This is a genomic window from Mycoplasma zalophidermidis, assembly GCF_018913985.1.
In the GTDB taxonomy this organism is placed as follows: Bacteria; Bacillota_I; Bacilli_A; order Mycoplasmatales; family Metamycoplasmataceae; genus Mycoplasmopsis; species Mycoplasmopsis zalophidermidis.
Genome location: NZ_JAHMHK010000001.1, coordinates 225,888 through 244,105, shown reverse-complemented (window position 1 = coordinate 244,105; position 18,218 = coordinate 225,888). Strand labels below are relative to the sequence as shown.

The following is an 18,218-nucleotide window of genomic DNA, read 5'->3' as shown; positions in this document are numbered from 1 at the left end:
TAGGTTTTTCAACTGTAACAAATCATATAGAGAATTTTGTAAAAAAAATACACTAAAGAAACAAAATCTTTCTATAACAATGGAAATTTAGATTCCGATGAGTTGATTTATTTTTTGCTTTTCGACTATGATAAAACTAAAATAAATAGTTCGTATTACACTTATGAGTACTATATTCAATTAATAGATGAAATATCAATGTTAAACATTAAACAGATATAATTTTTTTGTAATTTGTTTAAACTTTCGGTATATTTTTTGTGGTTTATTAATCGATTGAATAGAATTCTCCAGTTTTGTCAATTAACCCTTATAATTTAAATGTATTCAATATGGCCACAATATTATCGAAATAAACAGATTTTTAAATAAAATTTAACACTATGGCAATAATTATTGTTTTTTGTTTTGTTTAATGAAATTGATCAGAATATTTAAACAAGGGGGTGATATGAACACTTTTTTAATTGTTGCAATTGTTTACATAGCAATAAGTTTAACAATATCGTTAGTTTTGGAAGTTTACTTAATTCCTAAGAAAAATAAGTATCTTGAGCATATTAAAAATCATAAACTTCAATCTAAAACATATTTACTTTCGAAAGTAAAAATTCCAGAATATGTATTTAATCGATTTAATAAAGACATAAAAAATGCTTTTATTTTAGGCTATATATTGATTGTTTATTACACCTTATTTAATTTAAGTTATATTATTATTCAAATAGTTGTTATTATTACCCAAAAAGTTAACGTCATTGACGAACAGTCAATCTTATTAATACTTCCATTTTTAGCATCAATACTTGGTATAAAAGGGAAGTTACATTATTCAAAAATAATATTCGAATAAAATCGCAAATTAAACAATGAAATAAAGAAAATAAAGATATGTTGGTTGACCAGACAATACAAGAACCCGAGAATTATTCAGAATTTAAAAACATTGTTTTAAGTCTAGATTTTGACATTAAATTAACTTGAAATCGTAATTTAGAAAAAGTTTTCGCAAAAACGAAATTATCAAAAATTAAAAATTTGTTCAATAAGAATGGTCAATTAGATAAAGATGAATTTATTTATTTTCTACTTTTGGATTATCCGGAAATCCAAATTAATAATGTCACTTATGACCCACAATGTTACGTAAATTTAATTAAGGATATTGTTAACAATGAGATTCAATAGTGAAATCGCTAATGTCGTTTCCTGACTTTTTTCCTTTATTTTAGGTATTGCTTTTTTCATAATTTATATTACAGTATTTTCATATCCTTGAAGAGAAATTATTCTTAAAAAAGGTGTTTCTCAAGTATTTGTAAAAAACAAAGTAAAGGTTAACGAAACATTTTTTGATCTTTATTTTAAAAAACAAAATTTAATTTTAAGATTTTTTATATCATTCCTTATTATTTTTTCTGTTGCTTTTATTGTTGATATTGCATTTTTAACCCAAATACAATGAGGCTATAATGGTTTTTACTATAGATTGATTTCCTTAATGGTGCCCGAATTAAGCGTTTTAACGGCCTTTGTTCTCTTAATAATAATTACAATGCTTACGATTAAAATGTTAAAAATTGGCAAAGAAATCAAAGAATGGAGAGCAAAAAATCAAGACAATAATTTCACTCTATTTGAAAATATTATTACAGCCCCAAACAATCAAATTTACAATGAATTTAACGACCACGAACATCTTATGTTTATTATTACTGTTGCACCTAAGGGGAAATTCAAATATCAAGAAGCTAGTGTTGTTAAATTTCTCTATCGGAATTGAAAAAAGAAAATTTTAAAATTTAATAATCAAAAGTTAATCGATGAGTTTTATTATTTATTAATATTTAATTATGAAGAGATTCCGCTTAACGAAGCATTTTATAAACTTAATGATTATGCATTCATATTTCAGAATAAAGATTCGTTGCTAAATGAAAAAAATTAACATTTGCGAAATGTTAATTTTTTATTAAGTTTTTAATTTGAATTATTCATCAGTTTTGATTTTTGCTAGAATTTTTTCAATTTTCATAGCGTCATCGATAACGTGGTCTAGTTCAAAGTGTATTTCAGGAACTTTTCTTCAATTTAAATTTTTTGATAGTGATTTTCTAATGAAACCTGAAGCGTTTCTGATTGCTTCAATTCCATCATCTGATTTTTCACTGAATGTGACAAAAACCTTTGCGTGTGAAGAATCTGCAGAAAGTTCGCAGTCTATAACGGTCGGATTAATAATGTTTGTGTTTGTTAATTCTGTCGTAACAATTTGTGCGATCATTGTTTTTAACTGACTTTCTTTTCTTAATGTATTAATGCTTTTATTCATAATTCTTCCTTTCAAGGAGCAAGTTTTTATCTCCTATTATAATTATAAATCTTATTTTACCTATATTTTAAAAATACAAGAGTATATATAAATTTTCATTCATTTGATTTTTGCGAAATATATTGAATATGTGTAAAAAAAGAAAAATAAGGCAATACCTTATTCTTCGTATTTTTCTGGGTGTTTTTTCATCATTAATGCAACAAATTCTTTTTTAGGCATTTTGCCATATTCAATCATTAAGTTTTTGCATTCTTCTAGCTCATCTAAAGCTCATTTTAAGCCTTCAAAACCAGTAACTTTTGATGCTCCAGGTTTTTTTCAATTTTTATAATTATTGAAGAAAGTTTCAACATCTTTTAAAAATGGTTCTGGCAACTGTTCAATAGAAGTGATTGAGTCTAATCTGTAATCATCTGCGTGAACCGCAATTAACTTAGTGTCAGTTTCTCCAGAGTCTATCATTTTCATTGCTCCAATAATACGCGCGTTTAATAGTACGCCAGGAACGAATTTTTCTTGAGAATAAAGTAAAACGTCTAATTCATCTCCATCTCAGTCTAAAGCGTTTGGAATAAATCCGTAGTTTGCTGGATAGACAAAATCTCCTCTTAATATTCTATCCACGTGTATTTGACCATCAGCACGGTCATATTCATATTTAATATTTGATCCTTTTTGAATCTCAATTTTAATTTCTACTATATTATTTGACATATCTTAATTATAAGCATAAAACGCTGTTTGCATTTTTATTTCATAAATTAGCTTCAATTAATAAAAAAAATTTAAATTTAATTATAGAAATAATTTCTTTTTTTATAATATCAATATCAAAATCAACAAATGTTGAAATAATGAAGGGAAATAAATTTATGAAAAAAGCTTTTAGCGAAAAAGGTGTTGTATACACCGGACAAATTGACGCTGAATTTGACGTAATCGTAGTAGGTGCTGGTCCTGGGGGATATTTAGCGGCCGAAGAATTAGGTAAATCTGGCAAAAAAGTTTTAATTATTGAAAAAGAATTCTGAGGTGGTGTTTGCTTGAACATTGGATGTATTCCAACTAAAGCAATGCTAGCTTCAGTTCATGTTCTTGAAACATTAAAAAATGCTGCAAGTTATGGAGTTGTTGCAAACTTAGAAGACATCAAAGTTGATAGTCAAGCCACTTGAAAGAAAATGCATGAAAGAAAAGCTGCTGTAGTTAAACAAATTTCAGGCGGGGTAAAAATGCTTATGAAAGGTTCAAAAGCTGCTATCGAAGAAGGTGAGGCTGAATGACTTGGTTCGCACGTTGTTAAGGTAAATGGTAAAGTTTATAAAGGACAAAGCATTATTATGGCAATGGGTAGCCACGCTCGTAGATTGAAACAATTAAATGGTTTCGAACAAGGATATAAAGATTTTAAATTGTTATCATCTCGTGAAGCGATTAACTATGACAAAGAACTACCTGAAACAATTACCATCGTTGGTGGTGGTGTTATTGGGGTTGAATTTGCACAAGTATTTGCTGCTGCAGGTTCGAAAGTTACAATTATTCAAAACACCGACTCATTACTAACAGGTATGGACAAAGATGTTATTAAAGAAATTACTAAACATCTAGTTGCAGCCGGAATTGAAATCATTTATGGTGCATCAACAAATGGTTTAAACGACAAAAAAGAACTAATGTACGAAATGAATGGTGAACAAAGAACCATTTTAAGTGATGTTTACTTGATTGCTGTTGGACGTATTCCAGCAACTGAAAACCTTGAAAATACAGGTGTTGAATTAGGAGCAAGAAAAGAAATTCTTGTTGATGAATTTATGCGTACTAATGTTGAAAATGTTTATGCTATTGGTGATATTACAGCACAAAATATGTTGGCACACGTTGCTTACCAACACGCTTTAACAGCAGTTGCACATATTATGGGTCACGATGTTAAATATGAATTGACCAAACCAGTTCCAGGATGTATTTATACACACCCTGAAATTTCGATAGTCGGTATTACTGAAGAAAAAGCTAAAGAGCTAGGATATGATGCTTTTTCATCAAAATACTCATTTGGATACTTGGGAAAATCAATCGCAACAAAAGATACTGCAGGTTTCTGTAAAATTGTTGTTGATCGTGCTACAGGATACATTTTAGGAGCATCGATTATTGGGGCGAATGCAACTGATTATATCACTGAAATCGGGATGGCAATGCAACATAAATTGACTGTGTCAGATGTTACATTTACAACTCATCCACACCCAACATTTAATGAAATTGTTTGAGAAGCTGCACGTAATGCACATCTAAAACTAGAATTAGAAAAAGCAAAACACTAAAAAAATCATGTTGAAAAAAGCTGTATATCAGCTTTTTTTGCACTTTAAACAGCTTCATTTGTATTATTATTCTGATTATCAACTATAATTCATATACTATTGTTAAGGAGAAAAGAATGGAAAAAGAATTACTAAAACAAAAAACGTCAATTGGTAAATTAATGTACGAAACAATTAATAAAGAAATTAATGAGGACATGATAGAAACGTGTCAAAATTATCAAGGTAGTATACCTGAATGACACAAATTAAAAAAATATTCCAAAAACAAGTCCGAAGAAAACTTACTTGCTGAAAAAATTTATTTTAACTTGTTAACTAAAACTGTTGGAAGTTTCAATCACGGAAAAGCTGCAGAATTTTCATCACAGAGAAAAAACCTGAATAAAAAGAATAAGTCATTTTCTATACTAACAAGTATTTCATCTGTAATATTTGTGTTATTTACCTTGGTTTTAATAGCATTCATTTTGCTAGTTTTTGTTGATAATCCATTGAAAACGATATTTGTGAAGTACACAAATATCGCATATCCAACATTAGGCGGGTTGTGTGGTTTGGGGTTGATTTTTATATTGGTCGGCGTTTCATTGAAACAAAAAGCAAATAAATCATTAGTATACTTAAACAATGAAATTTACATTTCTATCTATGATCATTTCACAAATATTAAATTTGACAATGAGTCTATTAAAAAAACTATATTAGATGGTACATTTAATGTTAAATATATTTCAACAAAAGCTTCTAAAAAGATTTTGAATAGATTTAGTTATCCAGATATTTCGCACGATAAAACATTGCAAGACGTCGGTTTTTGTTATGAATATAAAGTTAATGGTTACACAATGGAACTTCAAGACGTTGATGTCTTAGATAAAACTTCAACATATTCGGCATTAGACAAACAAAAATTAACTAATGACTCTCGTCAAATCTTGAAACCTAAAATTTCTGATGAGATTCAATGGTTAAAATATATTACATTTGATTTTGGAGCACACCTTTCAACGGCAACAGTTAGAATGCCCGATTTTGTAATATTTAACTACTTTAACGAAATTGCTAACACGAACAAACGTAATTTTAAAGATCGAAAATTTCAAGACAACGACTTCGATTTAACTTTCAAGTTGAAGACAATGGATGTTCCGTCTCATACCGTAAGTCTATTGGGAAAATCTTTAAATGCATTAAGAAACAATGTTTTGTTTGGTGAACATTACAGTATCGAAAGTTCGTCTATTTGATCTATTCAAAATAAAATGTATGCAATTTTGTCATACCCAGATAAAAAAATACCGGTTCAACACGCATTAGATTTCAATAAGGCTGTACCTTTATATAACGCTCAAACCAATAAAACAACATTGGAATTTGAGGAAACTAAATTAACAGACATTCAAGAAATAAATATTAACTTGTTCCAATTATTGTGCGCTGCATACGATTTATCTATCTTTGGAGCAAACATGTCTGAATACTTACTAAAAACTGTTGATCCATTAATTGAATTTATAGATTTATATAAATCTAAAACTATGTAGCAAAAGGCTACATTTTTATTAAAACAAGAAAGAGCGCTTAATTTAAACAATATTTGTTCCAATATTATTTTTAAATACTATTATTTATGGAAATCTTTACACATTTTTTAAAAAATTTTTTACTCTATATTTATACCTAATTTTACGAAAAAGACGTTAGACAAGGAGATAAAGGAAAATGACTCATAATATAAGTATATAGAAAAACAATTTCACAAAATTTGAGATATTTAACGTATTTTTTTTGTGTATAAGTACTGTTTTTTTACCAAAAAGTAGGATTTTATTGTTTTTTTACCATAAAAAACCATTTTTTTAATTTTCACATTTAAAAATATATTTTTTTTACCAAAAAGTTATTTATATATAATATAAACGTATGAAATATACAAATCTATGAAAGGATACGCATATGAAATTTAAATTCATCGAAGAGGGCAAAGTAATGAATTGCCCAGATGCAATGATTCGTCACTTAGACATCAATGGTGATCTAATTGATAAATCATACAAACCAACAGCGTCAAAAGAACTGCTAAGAGACATGTATAAAAACATGATCCGCTCACGTTCATGAGACAACTATGCACTAACACTACAAAAAACCGGACGTTTAGGAACATTTGCTCCTATGCTAGGGGAAGAAGCTTTCTTAACAGCTTTAGGTTTTGTTATGAAAAAAGATGACTGATTCATTCCTCACTACCGTGTGTTAGCTACATTACTAGCACGTGGAGAATCATTAGAATCAGTTTACCTATACTGAAGAGGTTCAGAATTAGGTTCTAAATTCAAATCAAACATCGTTCCAATGCAAGTTATCATTGGTTCACAAATTTCTCAAGCAGCTGGTGTTGCTAAAGCTCTTAAGGTTGCTGGAAAAGGACAAGTTGCTTTCACAACTATCGGTAATGGTGGTACAAATGAGGGTGAATTCCACGAAGGATTAAACTGAGCATCACTATTCAATTTACCAGTTGTATTTGTAATCTCAAACAACAGATGAGCTATTTCTGTTCCTGAACATAATAGCTACAAAGTTAAAACACTTTCACAAAGAGCTATGAGTTACGGATTACCAGGACTACGTGTTGATGGTAACGACTTGTTGGCTGCTCACGAAGTTCTAGCAGAAGCTGCAGAATGAGCAAGAGAAGGACACGGTCCAGTTCTAATTGAAATGGTTACATGACGTCAAGGACAACACACTACAAGTGATGATCCACGTGTATACCGTACAAGAGAAGAAGAAATTGAACACGAAAAATGAGAACCATTCCACCGTATTGAAAAATACTTATTTGACAATGGAATTGTTACTGAAAAAGAAAAAGAAACCTGAACTGAAGAAGCAACTGAAGCTGCTAAACTTGCATACGATAAATCTACTGAAATTATTGCCACAGAAGGCTACGACGACATATTCAAATACACCTACGAAACTCTACCTGAAGAACTAGTTGAACAACAAGAATCATTCAGAAGATTTATTAAATAGGATTCACATTCAAGGAGATAATATTATGGAAAAAATTCAAGTAAATAACATCGCAGCCATCACTAATGCATTAGACATTATGATGGAGAGAGATAAATCAGTTATCGTTTATGGTGAAGACGCAGGGTTCGAAGGTGGTGTATTCCGTGCAACGCAAGGACTACAAAAGAAATATGGTGTAGATAGATGTTTTGACGCTCCAATTGCGGAATCGGCAATCGTTGGTTCAGCAATAGGTTCAGCCGTTGCAGGTCTAAGACCAGTAGCAGAAATTCAATTTTCAGGATTCGTGTTTTATGGGTTGGGTCAATTATTTGGTAATGCAGCACGTTTAAGAAACCGTTCACGTGGTAAATTATCAGTACCAATGGTGTTAAGAATGCCTTGTGGTGGAGGAGTTAGAGCTCTAGAACACCACTCAGAATCAATCGAAGCATTGTTCTGCCACATTCCAGGACTTAAAGTAGTTATGCCAGCTACACCTTACGACTCAAAAGGTTTATTAATTTCAGCTATTGAAGATAATGACCCAGTTGTATTCTTGGAACACAAACACGACTACCGTGCATTTAAACAAGAAATTCCTGCTGGATACTATACAGTACCAATTGGTAAAGCAGATGTTAAAGCTGAAGGTGATGATTTAACAATTGTTACTTACGGTCACATGGTTCACGAAACGTTCGCAGCTATTAAACAATTAGCAGCTGAAGGAAAAGATTACTCAATCGAAGTAGTTGACTTAAGAACCTTAAAACCTTTAGACACTGAAACTGTTGTCAACTCAGTTAAGAAAACAGGACGTCTATTAGCTATTTCAGAATCTGTACAATCAGGTTCAATTACAGCTGAAGTTATCGCTCGTGTTAACGAAAAAGCATTTGACGACTTGAAAGTTGCCCCAGTTCGTCTAAACGGACCGGATGTTACTATGCCTCTACCTGCATTAGAAGGTTTATTCATGGTAAACAAAGACAAAATTGCTACAGTTATTAAAGAAATTCTAAAATAATTTAACAATAATGAAAAAACCCACACGGGTTTTTTTCTTTAAAATTTTTATGTTTATAAAAATAAAAAAACGGTTTCCCGTTTTAAATGAATGGATGCTTATTATGCCTCAACAATAGCGTTTTGCAAGTTAACAAATTTGTCTAAACGTGATGATTTTCTAGAACCTTTGTTTGGGTGGAAAACACCTTTTTGTACTGCAGTAGCAATAATTGAGTGTGCATTATTTACAAGTTCACTTGCGTTTTCAGCTTTTGCTAAAACAGCTTCTCTTGCAGCTCTAATTGCTTTACGCACTCTTGTTTTCATCGCTGCATTTTTTACTCTGTTTTGTTCAGATTTAGCGATGTGTTTAACTTTTGATTTAATATTTGCCATATAAGCCTCCTCTTTTTTCGTGTTTAGTTCTATCTAACGAACTGAAAAAATCCTAATTATTATATTATAAAATCTTGATAATCAAAAATTTTATTAATATTCATTATTTTATAAAGAAAACAAGAGGGGGGACCTCTTGTTTCGCATTATTTATTATAAGTACTATGATGAAATGGAAGAAACAAAAATAGTACAAAATGATACTTAGTGTTAGGTTGCATTATTATTATATTAAGGCGTAAGCGAACCGCTTTTATTAATAATACACAAAGACCTAACCGTTATAAGAAAAAAACATAAACTTAAAACAATGTTTAATAAAAGGAGCAATGCGAGACTCAAAAGAATTAATTTTGACTGGAATACGGCGCCCGTTAAATGACCCAATTCTAAGCTTGTGCGCCGATACACTTAACGTTCAGTCATTAACGGTGTTTTGATAATTATTTTCATATTATGTTACAACTTTTTTATTCGCCACAAAATATTTTTTAATGAAAAAAAATGGAAGATTATTTTTTGACTTTTTGTTCATGCACTATACTTTTACAAAAGCACTAAAAAGTAGGTAAATATCTGAATTAAACAAATTAAAAAAGTTGAATAAAATTTAATGAGTAAAAATGAAAAACTTCGTATTGTGATATAATGTTAACATCAAGTCAAATAATATTGAGTTGCGCCCGCAACTCTTTGTTGTTTTTAAGGAGAAAAATTTGAATTGAGATTTAAAACTAAAAGAAGTATTTGGTGATGATATTTTATCAGCCAAAGAAACATCTAGTGATGGATTTATTTTGCTGGAAGTTACTGTAAAGTACACAGATATGCAAAAAGTTAATGAACTAAGTTGCAAAATAAATGAGTGATTTGATAATGAAAACATCGATCGTTTTGACGGCCTCGAAGTTCATTCGCCTGGTATTAACTTGAGTTATGAAGTTAATGAATTAAATAATCATATTGGTGAAAATTTATTAATAAAACTTCATAAAACTGAAAACAAAGTAAATGAATATATCTGTACATTATTACAGTTTAATGATGCAGATATTATTATTAAGTGAAATCAAAAAGGAAATATAAGAAAAATTAAAGTGGATAAATCAAACATTTTAAGTGTTGAAAAATTCATTAAATTTTAGGAGTTATTATGTCAAAAACAGAAAAAGTTAGTATGTCACACAGCTTTTACGAAATTGTAAAATCTTTTGAAGAAAATCAAAAACTAAACTTGAGTGATATTGTCAATGTATTCAGTGAAGAAACAACAAAGATTTTATCTAAAATCGACCCCGAAGTAGAAGTTGAATATATTTTAAACGAAGAAAATCAAACATTAACACCAGTAATCAAATCAATGATTGTAATTAGCGATGAGGAAGCTCAAGGGTATATAAATTCAAGTATGACCCCTGGTAGAGAAAGCGATGTGTTGTTAATGCACATCACATACATTTCACTTTCTGATGCAAAAGCAATTGATAAATCTCTTGAAGAAGGAGATACTGTTGAACGTGTATTGGATCTTGAACGTTTATCTGAAGCGGTAAAAAATACAAAATACCCTAATTTGTTAAAAACCATTCACTCGTCAATTAAACAAGGAATGTCATCGCTTAGAAAACAAAAAGTTTTCGAAACATTCAAAGATAAAATTGGCGAAAGAGTTAGAATTCAATTTAATGCCAGAAACGCTGATGGTTCATGAAATGTTCAGATTACAGATGAACACGATGCGCCAACAACAGCTTATCTCCCATCAAACCATATAAGTTCAAGAAGAGAAATTAAAGCTGGTCAATATGCCTTTGCAACAATTTTGAGTGTGGAAGAAGAAGCGAAATTAAGTCAAGTGCAAGTTTCGATGGATTCTAAGGAAAATGTTGAAGAATTGTTAAAACGTTCGATCCCAGAAATAAATGAAGGTATTATCGAAATTGTAGAAACCGTACGTCAACCGGGTGAAAGAACTAAGGTTGCATTTAAAGCTAGCTTGTTGGCCCCTGCTGATTTTGATGTTTTCGGTTCAATTATTGGTCCAAATGGGCAAAGAATTACAGCTATTAATCAAGAAATTGGCGAAAAAATTGATGTCATTCTATATGATGAAGATCCTAAGAAATTCATCAGAAATGCAATGTCGCCAGCAAGAATTATCGATGTTGTTGAAAAAACAGGAGAAGGCCAAAATCCTTCGCGCAACGTTTACTGAGTAATAGTTGCTAAGGATGGGCTTACACCAGCTATTGGTCGTAGAGGGATTAATGTATCGTTAGCTTCAAACTTAACAAAATGTAATTTAGATGTCATTTCTGAAAAAGATGCTTTAGAACAAGGAATTAAATTTGACTATTCTAATGCAGAGGAAATAAAAAGAAGTCCAATTCGTAGAAATGCAAGAAACAACAAAAAAGCATTTGGCTTTGATGTTGACCTTGACAAAATTAAAGTTAGTGCCGATTCATTTGATACCGACGTGCTAAATTTTCAAGAACAAGAATTTGCTGACATTGATACATCAAGTTTTGACCTAGATTTTGAGGAATTATTTAAAAAACACACAACACCTGAAGAGATTAAGGCGGAACAACCTCAAACAGTTGATGAAATCGCACAACAATTAGAAGAAGAAAGCAAAAATCAACATCAAGTAAGAAATGATGTTGAAGATTATAAAAAAGTTAAAGAAGCCCTGAAAGATTTCAAGGTAGATGACGATTTATCAAGCTATGGACTTGACGAGTTCGACCTAGATGAGTTTTTAGATGACGAGGATTGAGAAGATTAATAAATGAACCATACCAATAGAAAATGTATTGTAACCGGTCAAATTTTACCTGTCAATTGTTTAACGCGAGTAGACTATGACAAGAAAACCGGAATAATAAGTCTTGACCTTGAAAAAACAAAAAAAGGTCGTGGTTGTTATTTTGTTGCAAACAATGAAAATTGAAATTTAATTTTAAAAACAAAAGCATTAAACAAAAGTTTTCGCACAAATGTCACTAAAAACATTTATGAGGCAATCGAAAAAGAATTAAAGGAGGCAAAATGTCTAAAAAGAATAGATTAACAAATCAAGATGACGTTCAAGCTCAATTGAACGACATTAAAACAGAAGTCAAAAACGGTGTGTTTATTTTTACAAATACACTTCCATTAGGGGAATTTGCTACAAAAATTGGAATGAACCCAAATGACTTAATTAAAAGTTTTATGATGAAAGGAAAAATGTACCAAATCAACCACATTCTTGAAGAAGAAGAAATTGCTGAGGTATGTTTAGAACAAAATTTAGACTTTAAAAAAGAACAAAGTGTTGATGCTTCAAACTTTTTAAACACTGTCGAATTTATAGATGACGAAAAATTGCTGTCTAAAAGACCTCCTGTAATCACAATTATGGGACATGTAGACCATGGTAAAACAACTCTATTGGATTATATTCGTGAAAGCAAGGTGGCCGAAAGTGAATCTAGTGGTATCACACAACACGTTGGTGCATATCAAGTATTTCATGATAAAGGCACAATAACATTTATTGATACGCCTGGACATGAAGTATTTACTGAAATGCGTTCGCGTGGTGCTCAAGTTACCGACATTGTCATTCTAGTTGTTGCTGCCGATGATGGCGTTATGCCACAAACAAAAGAAGCAATCCAACATACAAGAGCAGCTAATGCTCCAATGATTGTTTTTGTTAATAAAATAGACAAACAAACTAAAGATTTAGAACGTGTTAAACGCGAATTAGCTGAAAACGATGTTATTATCGAAGAATACGGTGGAGACGTACCAATGATTACCGGATCAGCTAAAACTGGTGAAGGTATTGACGAATTATTAGACAATATTATTACTCTTTCAGATTTGATGGATTTAAAAGCGAACAAAAACCGTTACCCATCAGGAATTGTTTTAGAATCAAGAGCTGATAAAGGTGTGGGTGTCGTTGCTACCTTAATTATTGCTAATGGAACCTTATATAAAGGCGACTTTATGGTGGCTGGTTCATCATACGGTAGAATAAAATCAATTAAGTCAACAACCGGTAAAACATTAGAAAGCGCTACTCCTGGTATGCCTGTTGTTGTTTCTGGTTTAAACACCTCTCCGTTAGCTGGAGACAGATTTATTTCTTTTGAGGATGAAAAATTTGCTAAAAAAATAGCACAAGAAAAACAACAAATGGATAAGAAATTTGATTTATTTAATCGTGCTCAAACTTCTGACGAAGATGGCAAGAAAATATTAAACGTAATTATTCGGTCGGATGTTCAAGGAACTTCTGAAGCTCTAAAATCTAAATTAGATGGTATGTGTAATGATGAAGCGGTAATCAAAGTTATTGGAGCACAAACTGGACAAGTTTCAAATTCTGATTTATTACTAGCTCAAACATCTGATGCCTTAATCATTACTTTCAGAATTAAAGCTAGTTCAAATATTAAACAAAGTGCGAAACAAAGTGGCGTTAAGATTGCTTTCTATGATGTTGTCTTTAAAGTTATTGAAGATATGCAGTCATGATTAGATGGTGAGAAAGCAGTTGTTTATGAAGAGAAAAAGATTGGTTCTGGACACGTTATTAAAACATTTTTCTATTCTAAAGTCGGTACTATTGCTGGTGTAATGTTAGACGAAGGTGTTGTAAAAGCTGGCAGCAAAGTAAAAGTTTTTAGAAATAGAAAACTTATTCACGATGGCAAAATTGAAACCTTAAGAAGAGATATCAATGATGTTAAAGAAGTCGAAAAAGGAAAAGACTTCGGTATGAAAATTAAGAAATTTGACGATATCAAACAAGACGATATTGTGGAATTCTTTGAAGATGTCGCTGTTACAATTTAGAGAGGTTTATCATGAATTTAGAAAAATACGTTAGAGATGTTCCTAATTTTCCAAAGGAAGGCATAATTTTTAAAGATATTAGTCCTCTTTTAGGTAATGGTGAAGCATTACATTACACAATTACTAAGATGTCAGAAATTGCTAAGGATTGCGACATAATTGTTGGTCCTGATGCACGCGGTTTTTTGTTTGGTACTCCTACCGCAGCATTTTTAAAAAAACCTTTTGTTATGGTGCGTAAACCTGGGAAATTACCTGGTGAAGTATTCAGTAAAAATTATTCTTTGGAATATGGTAATAATGTTTTACAAATTCAAAAAGGTTTCATTAAACCTGGCCAAACCGTAGCTATTGTTGATGATGTTTTAGCAACAGGTGGCACAACTAAAGCAATTGTTACATTATTGGAAGAACAAGGAGCAATTGTCAAACGAATTATTCTTTTATTAGAATTAAAAGATCTTAATGGCCGTGAAAAATTTAAAGATACCGGTATTGAGATTACTTCTTTAATTGAGGTATAAAAAAACAGTCCTTTATAATTGGGCTGTTTTTTTAATAAGGGTCATTAGGATCTAAAATTAAATCATAACTTATTGGAGAGTGATCGCTGACACCGCTGTAAACGTATCTATCCATTGATGAGTAGCTTTTATATTTTTTATAATATTTTACCCAATCATCTAATGAAGTTATTTTTGCTCATTGGAATATGCTAGGATCATCAACAAAACTATAAAGTTTATAAACCTTGGCATTTTCAAATTTTAGATTTGATTTATGAACTATTTTGTCATAAGGATTTGCATAATTACCAAATTTTGTTTTTAGTGAAGACAATGCTTCTTCCCCTTCACCTAAAGGCATAATAGCACCGTATTCACTCACTCAATCGAACGCAATAGATTCTTTTCCGCTTGGAATGTTAGTATCACCCATGAAAATTAAATCATCATCATTACCATTAAGCTTTTTGACTCAGTCAAATACGTTTTTAATGTTTTTTGCTTCGTTATATTCTCTCGAACCCATACCTTTAAATGATTCTTCGTCAATTTTTGTTTTAACGCCAGGCCCATCAAAATGAGAAATAGCTAGTGTAAAGTTAACGTTTTTATATCCTTCAACATTTGATCTAAATTTGCCAATATACGGTGCTCTTGAATATGCATTTAGTGCAAGAGGGCCTTTAAAAACTTGGAAATTTGAATTATCATAGATTATTCCGTTTTGGCTATTATTCAAAATTTCAGGAACAACTTTAGTCTTATTATAAATATAAGCAGCAGCGTTGTCTCCATTAACATTAATATTCTTTTTGGAATCAACAGGTAATTCTTTGTAAATGAAATCTCAAAGATTATTAGTGTTATTTTTTTGTTCTAAGACATTTAAATAATTAACAAGACGAGATATCACTTTTATTGAGTCTAATTCAATTAAACCTACAACATCATACTTTTGAGTAAATATTATTGATGTTATTGCTTGATATTTAGGTTCCAAAGCCCCATCTCCAAAATTAGCAACATTTCATAATGCTATTCTTAATCTATCATCTGACGTTGTTTGTACATTTTGATTATCTTGATGTTCGTTTGGAACTGGATTTGGTACTGGAACATCGTCGTTTTTGTCTTCAGTGTTAGTGTTATCTTCCGATGGATTTTGTTTATCTACAGAATTATTCACACTTTCATTATTATCGTCCGATATAATTGTCTCATCAATTCAATTATCGCCTTCAGGAGTTCAATCAGGATCATCGATATTTCCTGCTATTTTTTTATTATTGTCTTTGTTTATTGAAATTGGTTTGACATATTTACTGTCAATAACAAGTATTTTAATAGCAACAACATCTTTATTTTTATCAATGATTTCATATGTTAAAGTCATTTGATTATTATTTTCAACTTGATTAATTACAAGGTATTCATATCCATGTTCATTGCCATTAAAATCGAAATATTTAGTATAGTCATTATCGCTTGGATCAATCAAAACATTTTGTTTTAATGTTAACTTAAATTCAGGATTATTTTTTGAATCATTCTGGAAGGAACAAGCACTTGAAGCTCCTATGAATGAACCAGCCGACGCGCTCAACAAGATTAATTTTTTGAAGATTTTTTTCATATTTAAATTATAAACTATTAAATGTTATAAGAACAAAATAAAGCTGCTAAGTTTGCATCTGTTATCAAAATATTTAAAAAAGCAACAAAAAAGCGAATAAATCGCCGTTTTTATTGCTGACATTATTTATTAATGTTGAATAAAATTTGTTCATATACAACATCATCGACCGTGGCATGGTCATCAAGAATTAAATTAAATTGAAGTTTAAATGTACCACTCTCATCTTTAATAATTCTGATTCCACCATTATTTTTAACTCTCGGATAAGGTTTAACATATGTTCCATTATTTTTTCCACCATGTGTTAATGAAATAACACCTAAATCAGGATTTAAGGAAAGCCCGATTACATCACCTGTGATTGTTGAATCGGCGTATGTAATTTTATTATTCTCTACCTTTATTAGTGGTTTTTTACTTTTTATTGCTTTTTCAAAGTTTTCTAAATTTTCTTCAATTTTGACAGGGTCAACAATAAACAGTTTTTGTGCTTTAGCGAATTCAGCTACTTTTTCATTAGAATAATGTTTAATTTCTTCACCCGCTTTAAAACCGGTGATTGTAAATTCTTTTGTTAAAAGTTCTACGCCTTCATTTACTAAATCAGTGAAAGTTAAAGTAAGGATATATTCTGAAGTGTTAGCTTCATTAATTTTTCCATTAGTAATTTCAACGTTAACTGCTTTTTTATCAAATTCACCAAGTGAAAAACTATCTTTAGTAATTGAGTTTGTTGAGGTTTCAGATTTGTTGATTGATGGATCAAGAGTCACTGATTTGAATGAATCAACATATGTTTGTAAGTTAAATGCTTCAGTTTTAAAACCACTAATTTCGTATGTTTTTACTACATTTTGTTCGTTTTTTGCAAATGTTGCTTCAACAGAAATTGTTCCTTTATATTTATTTTCGCTATTTTCAACTTTTTTGTATGTTGCTGTTGCATTTTCCGTTAGTTCAAATGGGGCATCATCTTTAGATAATGTAAATTTAGTAACATCAATATTTTCTATAGTTACGTTTTGTTTATCTGGATAATTTAGAGTTACTCCGACTAATTGTGATTCAAAATTATCAACTTTAAATCCTTCAATAGTTACTTCTTTAATTTTACTTTCTAATGTTTCGGCACCAATTTGTGTTGTAATCACAAATGAAACTTTTACTTTTCCTTGTCCTTTTAGAATATCAAATGACTTAATAACCATTTTTTCATTTTCGTCAGATAATTTCACTTTATCCTGTGTTGCTTGGTTATCAAAAACTTTATCTGCATCAGGGTATGATAAGGTTAATGTATCAATTTTAGTGTCTAATTCAGCTTTTGTTCTAAATTCAAATGCTTCGGTTTTAGTTGTGTATACTTCGTCGAAGACTGTAGTTTTTTTAGTTCTTGAATCGTATTGTCCAAATTTAAATTTTAGTGAATAATTGTTTCCATTCTTAACAAGAGTTACTTTGTTAATATTTTTGTCCGCTTCGGTAGGGTGTGCCACATTAACGCCAAATGCGGGTACAAAATCCTCTAAGCGGAATAATTCAACTCTATTTTTGTTAGCTTCGTTGTTATTTTTGACATAGTCTTTGTCAAAAAAAGAATGTGTTCCAAAATCATAGTAAATGGTTGTGTTTTCTTGAATATTATTGAAAAATTCAGAAGATTTTACGCTTTTAGTGATATGCACTGCATTTACAAAATTTTCGTTTGCTACATTTTTCTTATTATTTACGGGCGTATCAGTATTTGTTCCTGGTGTTTCAGGGGTTTTTGGACTACTTGGTTCTTTAAAACCATCTAGTTCCTTAATAACCTCTAATGATTTACCTTCTTTCTCCGTTACAGTCAAAGTAATAATTAATTTTGTTTTTATTTTATTACTTGGCACTAATGATTTTATTTCAATTTTTACATCTTTAATTTCACTAATAGCAATATCTGTTTTTAATACATCCTTAGCTTCTTTAGCTTTTTTAATTTCAGAATCAATAGTTAACTTTATCAATTCATCATAGTTTTTCTTTTCTTCTTTTTTGTTATTACATGAAGCGGCAATAACTGGAATCGCAGTTAGCGATGTTGCGGTTAGTGTTAAAAAGCCGAATTTTTTCTTGTTCAT

At 30.4% G+C, this 18,218-nt stretch carries 17 protein-coding genes; 12 read left to right on the top strand and 5 right to left on the bottom strand.

Annotated elements, in window-relative coordinates:
- The first annotated feature begins 451 nt into the window (after window positions 1–451).
- From KQ878_RS01025 to KQ878_RS01015, 3 genes are read left to right on the top strand one after another with little or no spacing between them, the layout of a single operon-like run.
- On the top strand, window positions 452–853 hold the full coding sequence (locus KQ878_RS01025) for a hypothetical protein (RefSeq protein ID WP_216505269.1): 402 nt from the start codon (window positions 452–454) through the stop codon (window positions 851–853).
- 38 nt (window positions 854–891) lie between these two features.
- On the top strand, window positions 892–1,188 hold the full coding sequence (locus tag KQ878_RS01020) for a hypothetical protein (RefSeq protein ID WP_216567763.1): 297 nt from the start codon (window positions 892–894) through the stop codon (window positions 1,186–1,188).
- Window positions 1,175–1,948: an MAG0920 family protein gene (locus tag KQ878_RS01015; protein WP_216567762.1), complete on the top strand. Its 774-nt coding sequence runs from the start codon at window positions 1,175–1,177 to the stop codon at window positions 1,946–1,948. The genes KQ878_RS01020 and KQ878_RS01015 overlap by 14 nt, the downstream gene beginning before the upstream one ends.
- Window positions 1,949–1,990: 42 nt before the next feature.
- On the opposite strand, the gene rbfA is transcribed toward KQ878_RS01015, so the two are convergent.
- Window positions 1,991–2,332, bottom strand: a complete 342-nt coding sequence (gene rbfA / locus KQ878_RS01010; protein ID WP_216505266.1) for a 30S ribosome-binding factor RbfA — start codon at window positions 2,330–2,332, stop codon at window positions 1,991–1,993.
- Between the two features lie 159 nt (window positions 2,333–2,491).
- Window positions 2,492–3,049: an inorganic diphosphatase gene (locus tag KQ878_RS01005; RefSeq protein WP_216505265.1), complete on the bottom strand. Its 558-nt coding sequence runs from the start codon at window positions 3,047–3,049 to the stop codon at window positions 2,492–2,494.
- 158 nt (window positions 3,050–3,207) lie between these two features.
- On the opposite strand from KQ878_RS01005, the gene lpdA reads away from it, so the two are divergent.
- The 4 genes from lpdA to KQ878_RS00985 all read left to right on the top strand — a co-directional run bounded on the left by lpdA (window position 3,208) and on the right by KQ878_RS00985 (window position 8,725).
- Window positions 3,208–4,668, top strand: coding sequence for a dihydrolipoyl dehydrogenase (lpdA, locus tag KQ878_RS01000; RefSeq protein ID WP_216505264.1), 1,461 nt, complete (start codon window positions 3,208–3,210; stop codon window positions 4,666–4,668).
- A gap of 116 nt (window positions 4,669–4,784) precedes the next feature.
- On the top strand, window positions 4,785–6,215 hold the full coding sequence (locus tag KQ878_RS00995) for a hypothetical protein (protein WP_216567761.1): 1,431 nt from the start codon (window positions 4,785–4,787) through the stop codon (window positions 6,213–6,215).
- 412 nt (window positions 6,216–6,627) lie between these two features.
- Window positions 6,628–7,713, top strand: a complete 1,086-nt coding sequence (locus KQ878_RS00990) for a thiamine pyrophosphate-dependent enzyme (RefSeq protein WP_216505262.1) — start codon at window positions 6,628–6,630, stop codon at window positions 7,711–7,713.
- A gap of 25 nt (window positions 7,714–7,738) precedes the next feature.
- Complete coding sequence (locus KQ878_RS00985; protein WP_216505261.1) at window positions 7,739–8,725, top strand: alpha-ketoacid dehydrogenase subunit beta; 987 nt, start codon at window positions 7,739–7,741, stop codon at window positions 8,723–8,725.
- A 101-nt stretch (window positions 8,726–8,826) separates the two neighbouring features.
- Here the strand turns inward: KQ878_RS00985 and rpsT are convergent, their stop codons facing one another.
- The gene (gene rpsT, locus KQ878_RS00980; protein WP_216505260.1) at window positions 8,827–9,102 is read right to left on the bottom strand and encodes a 30S ribosomal protein S20; all 276 of its coding nucleotides are present in this window, start codon (window positions 9,100–9,102) and stop codon (window positions 8,827–8,829) included.
- Window positions 9,103–9,725: 623 nt separating this feature from the next.
- Between rpsT and KQ878_RS00975 the strand changes: the two genes are divergently transcribed.
- From KQ878_RS00975 to KQ878_RS00955, 5 genes are read left to right on the top strand one after another with little or no spacing between them, the layout of a single operon-like run.
- Entirely contained in the window at window positions 9,726–10,247 is a 522-nt protein-coding gene (locus KQ878_RS00975) for an LSm family protein (protein ID WP_216505259.1), read from the top strand.
- An 8-nt stretch (window positions 10,248–10,255) separates the two neighbouring features.
- Entirely contained in the window at window positions 10,256–11,893 is a 1,638-nt protein-coding gene (locus KQ878_RS04340; protein ID WP_216505258.1) for a hypothetical protein, read from the top strand.
- Window positions 11,894–11,896: 3 nt separating this feature from the next.
- Entirely contained in the window at window positions 11,897–12,178 is a 282-nt protein-coding gene (locus tag KQ878_RS00965; protein WP_216505257.1) for a YlxR family protein, read from the top strand.
- The gene (gene infB / locus KQ878_RS00960; protein WP_216567760.1) at window positions 12,157–13,959 is read left to right on the top strand and encodes a translation initiation factor IF-2; all 1,803 of its coding nucleotides are present in this window, start codon (window positions 12,157–12,159) and stop codon (window positions 13,957–13,959) included. The genes KQ878_RS00965 and infB overlap by 22 nt, the downstream gene beginning before the upstream one ends.
- Window positions 13,960–13,970: 11 nt before the next feature.
- Window positions 13,971–14,483, top strand: a complete 513-nt coding sequence (locus tag KQ878_RS00955) for an adenine phosphoribosyltransferase (protein WP_216505255.1) — start codon at window positions 13,971–13,973, stop codon at window positions 14,481–14,483.
- Between the two features lie 31 nt (window positions 14,484–14,514).
- Here KQ878_RS00955 and KQ878_RS00950 read toward each other — a convergent pair whose 3' ends face one another.
- Both KQ878_RS00950 and KQ878_RS00945 read right to left on the bottom strand, forming a co-directional pair.
- Window positions 14,515–16,098 (bottom strand): MnuA family membrane nuclease, encoded by a 1,584-nt coding sequence (locus KQ878_RS00950; RefSeq protein WP_216567759.1) that lies wholly within the window; start codon window positions 16,096–16,098, stop codon window positions 14,515–14,517.
- 122 nt (window positions 16,099–16,220) lie between these two features.
- The gene (locus tag KQ878_RS00945) at window positions 16,221–18,218 is read right to left on the bottom strand and encodes a variable surface lipoprotein (RefSeq protein WP_216505253.1); all 1,998 of its coding nucleotides are present in this window, start codon (window positions 18,216–18,218) and stop codon (window positions 16,221–16,223) included.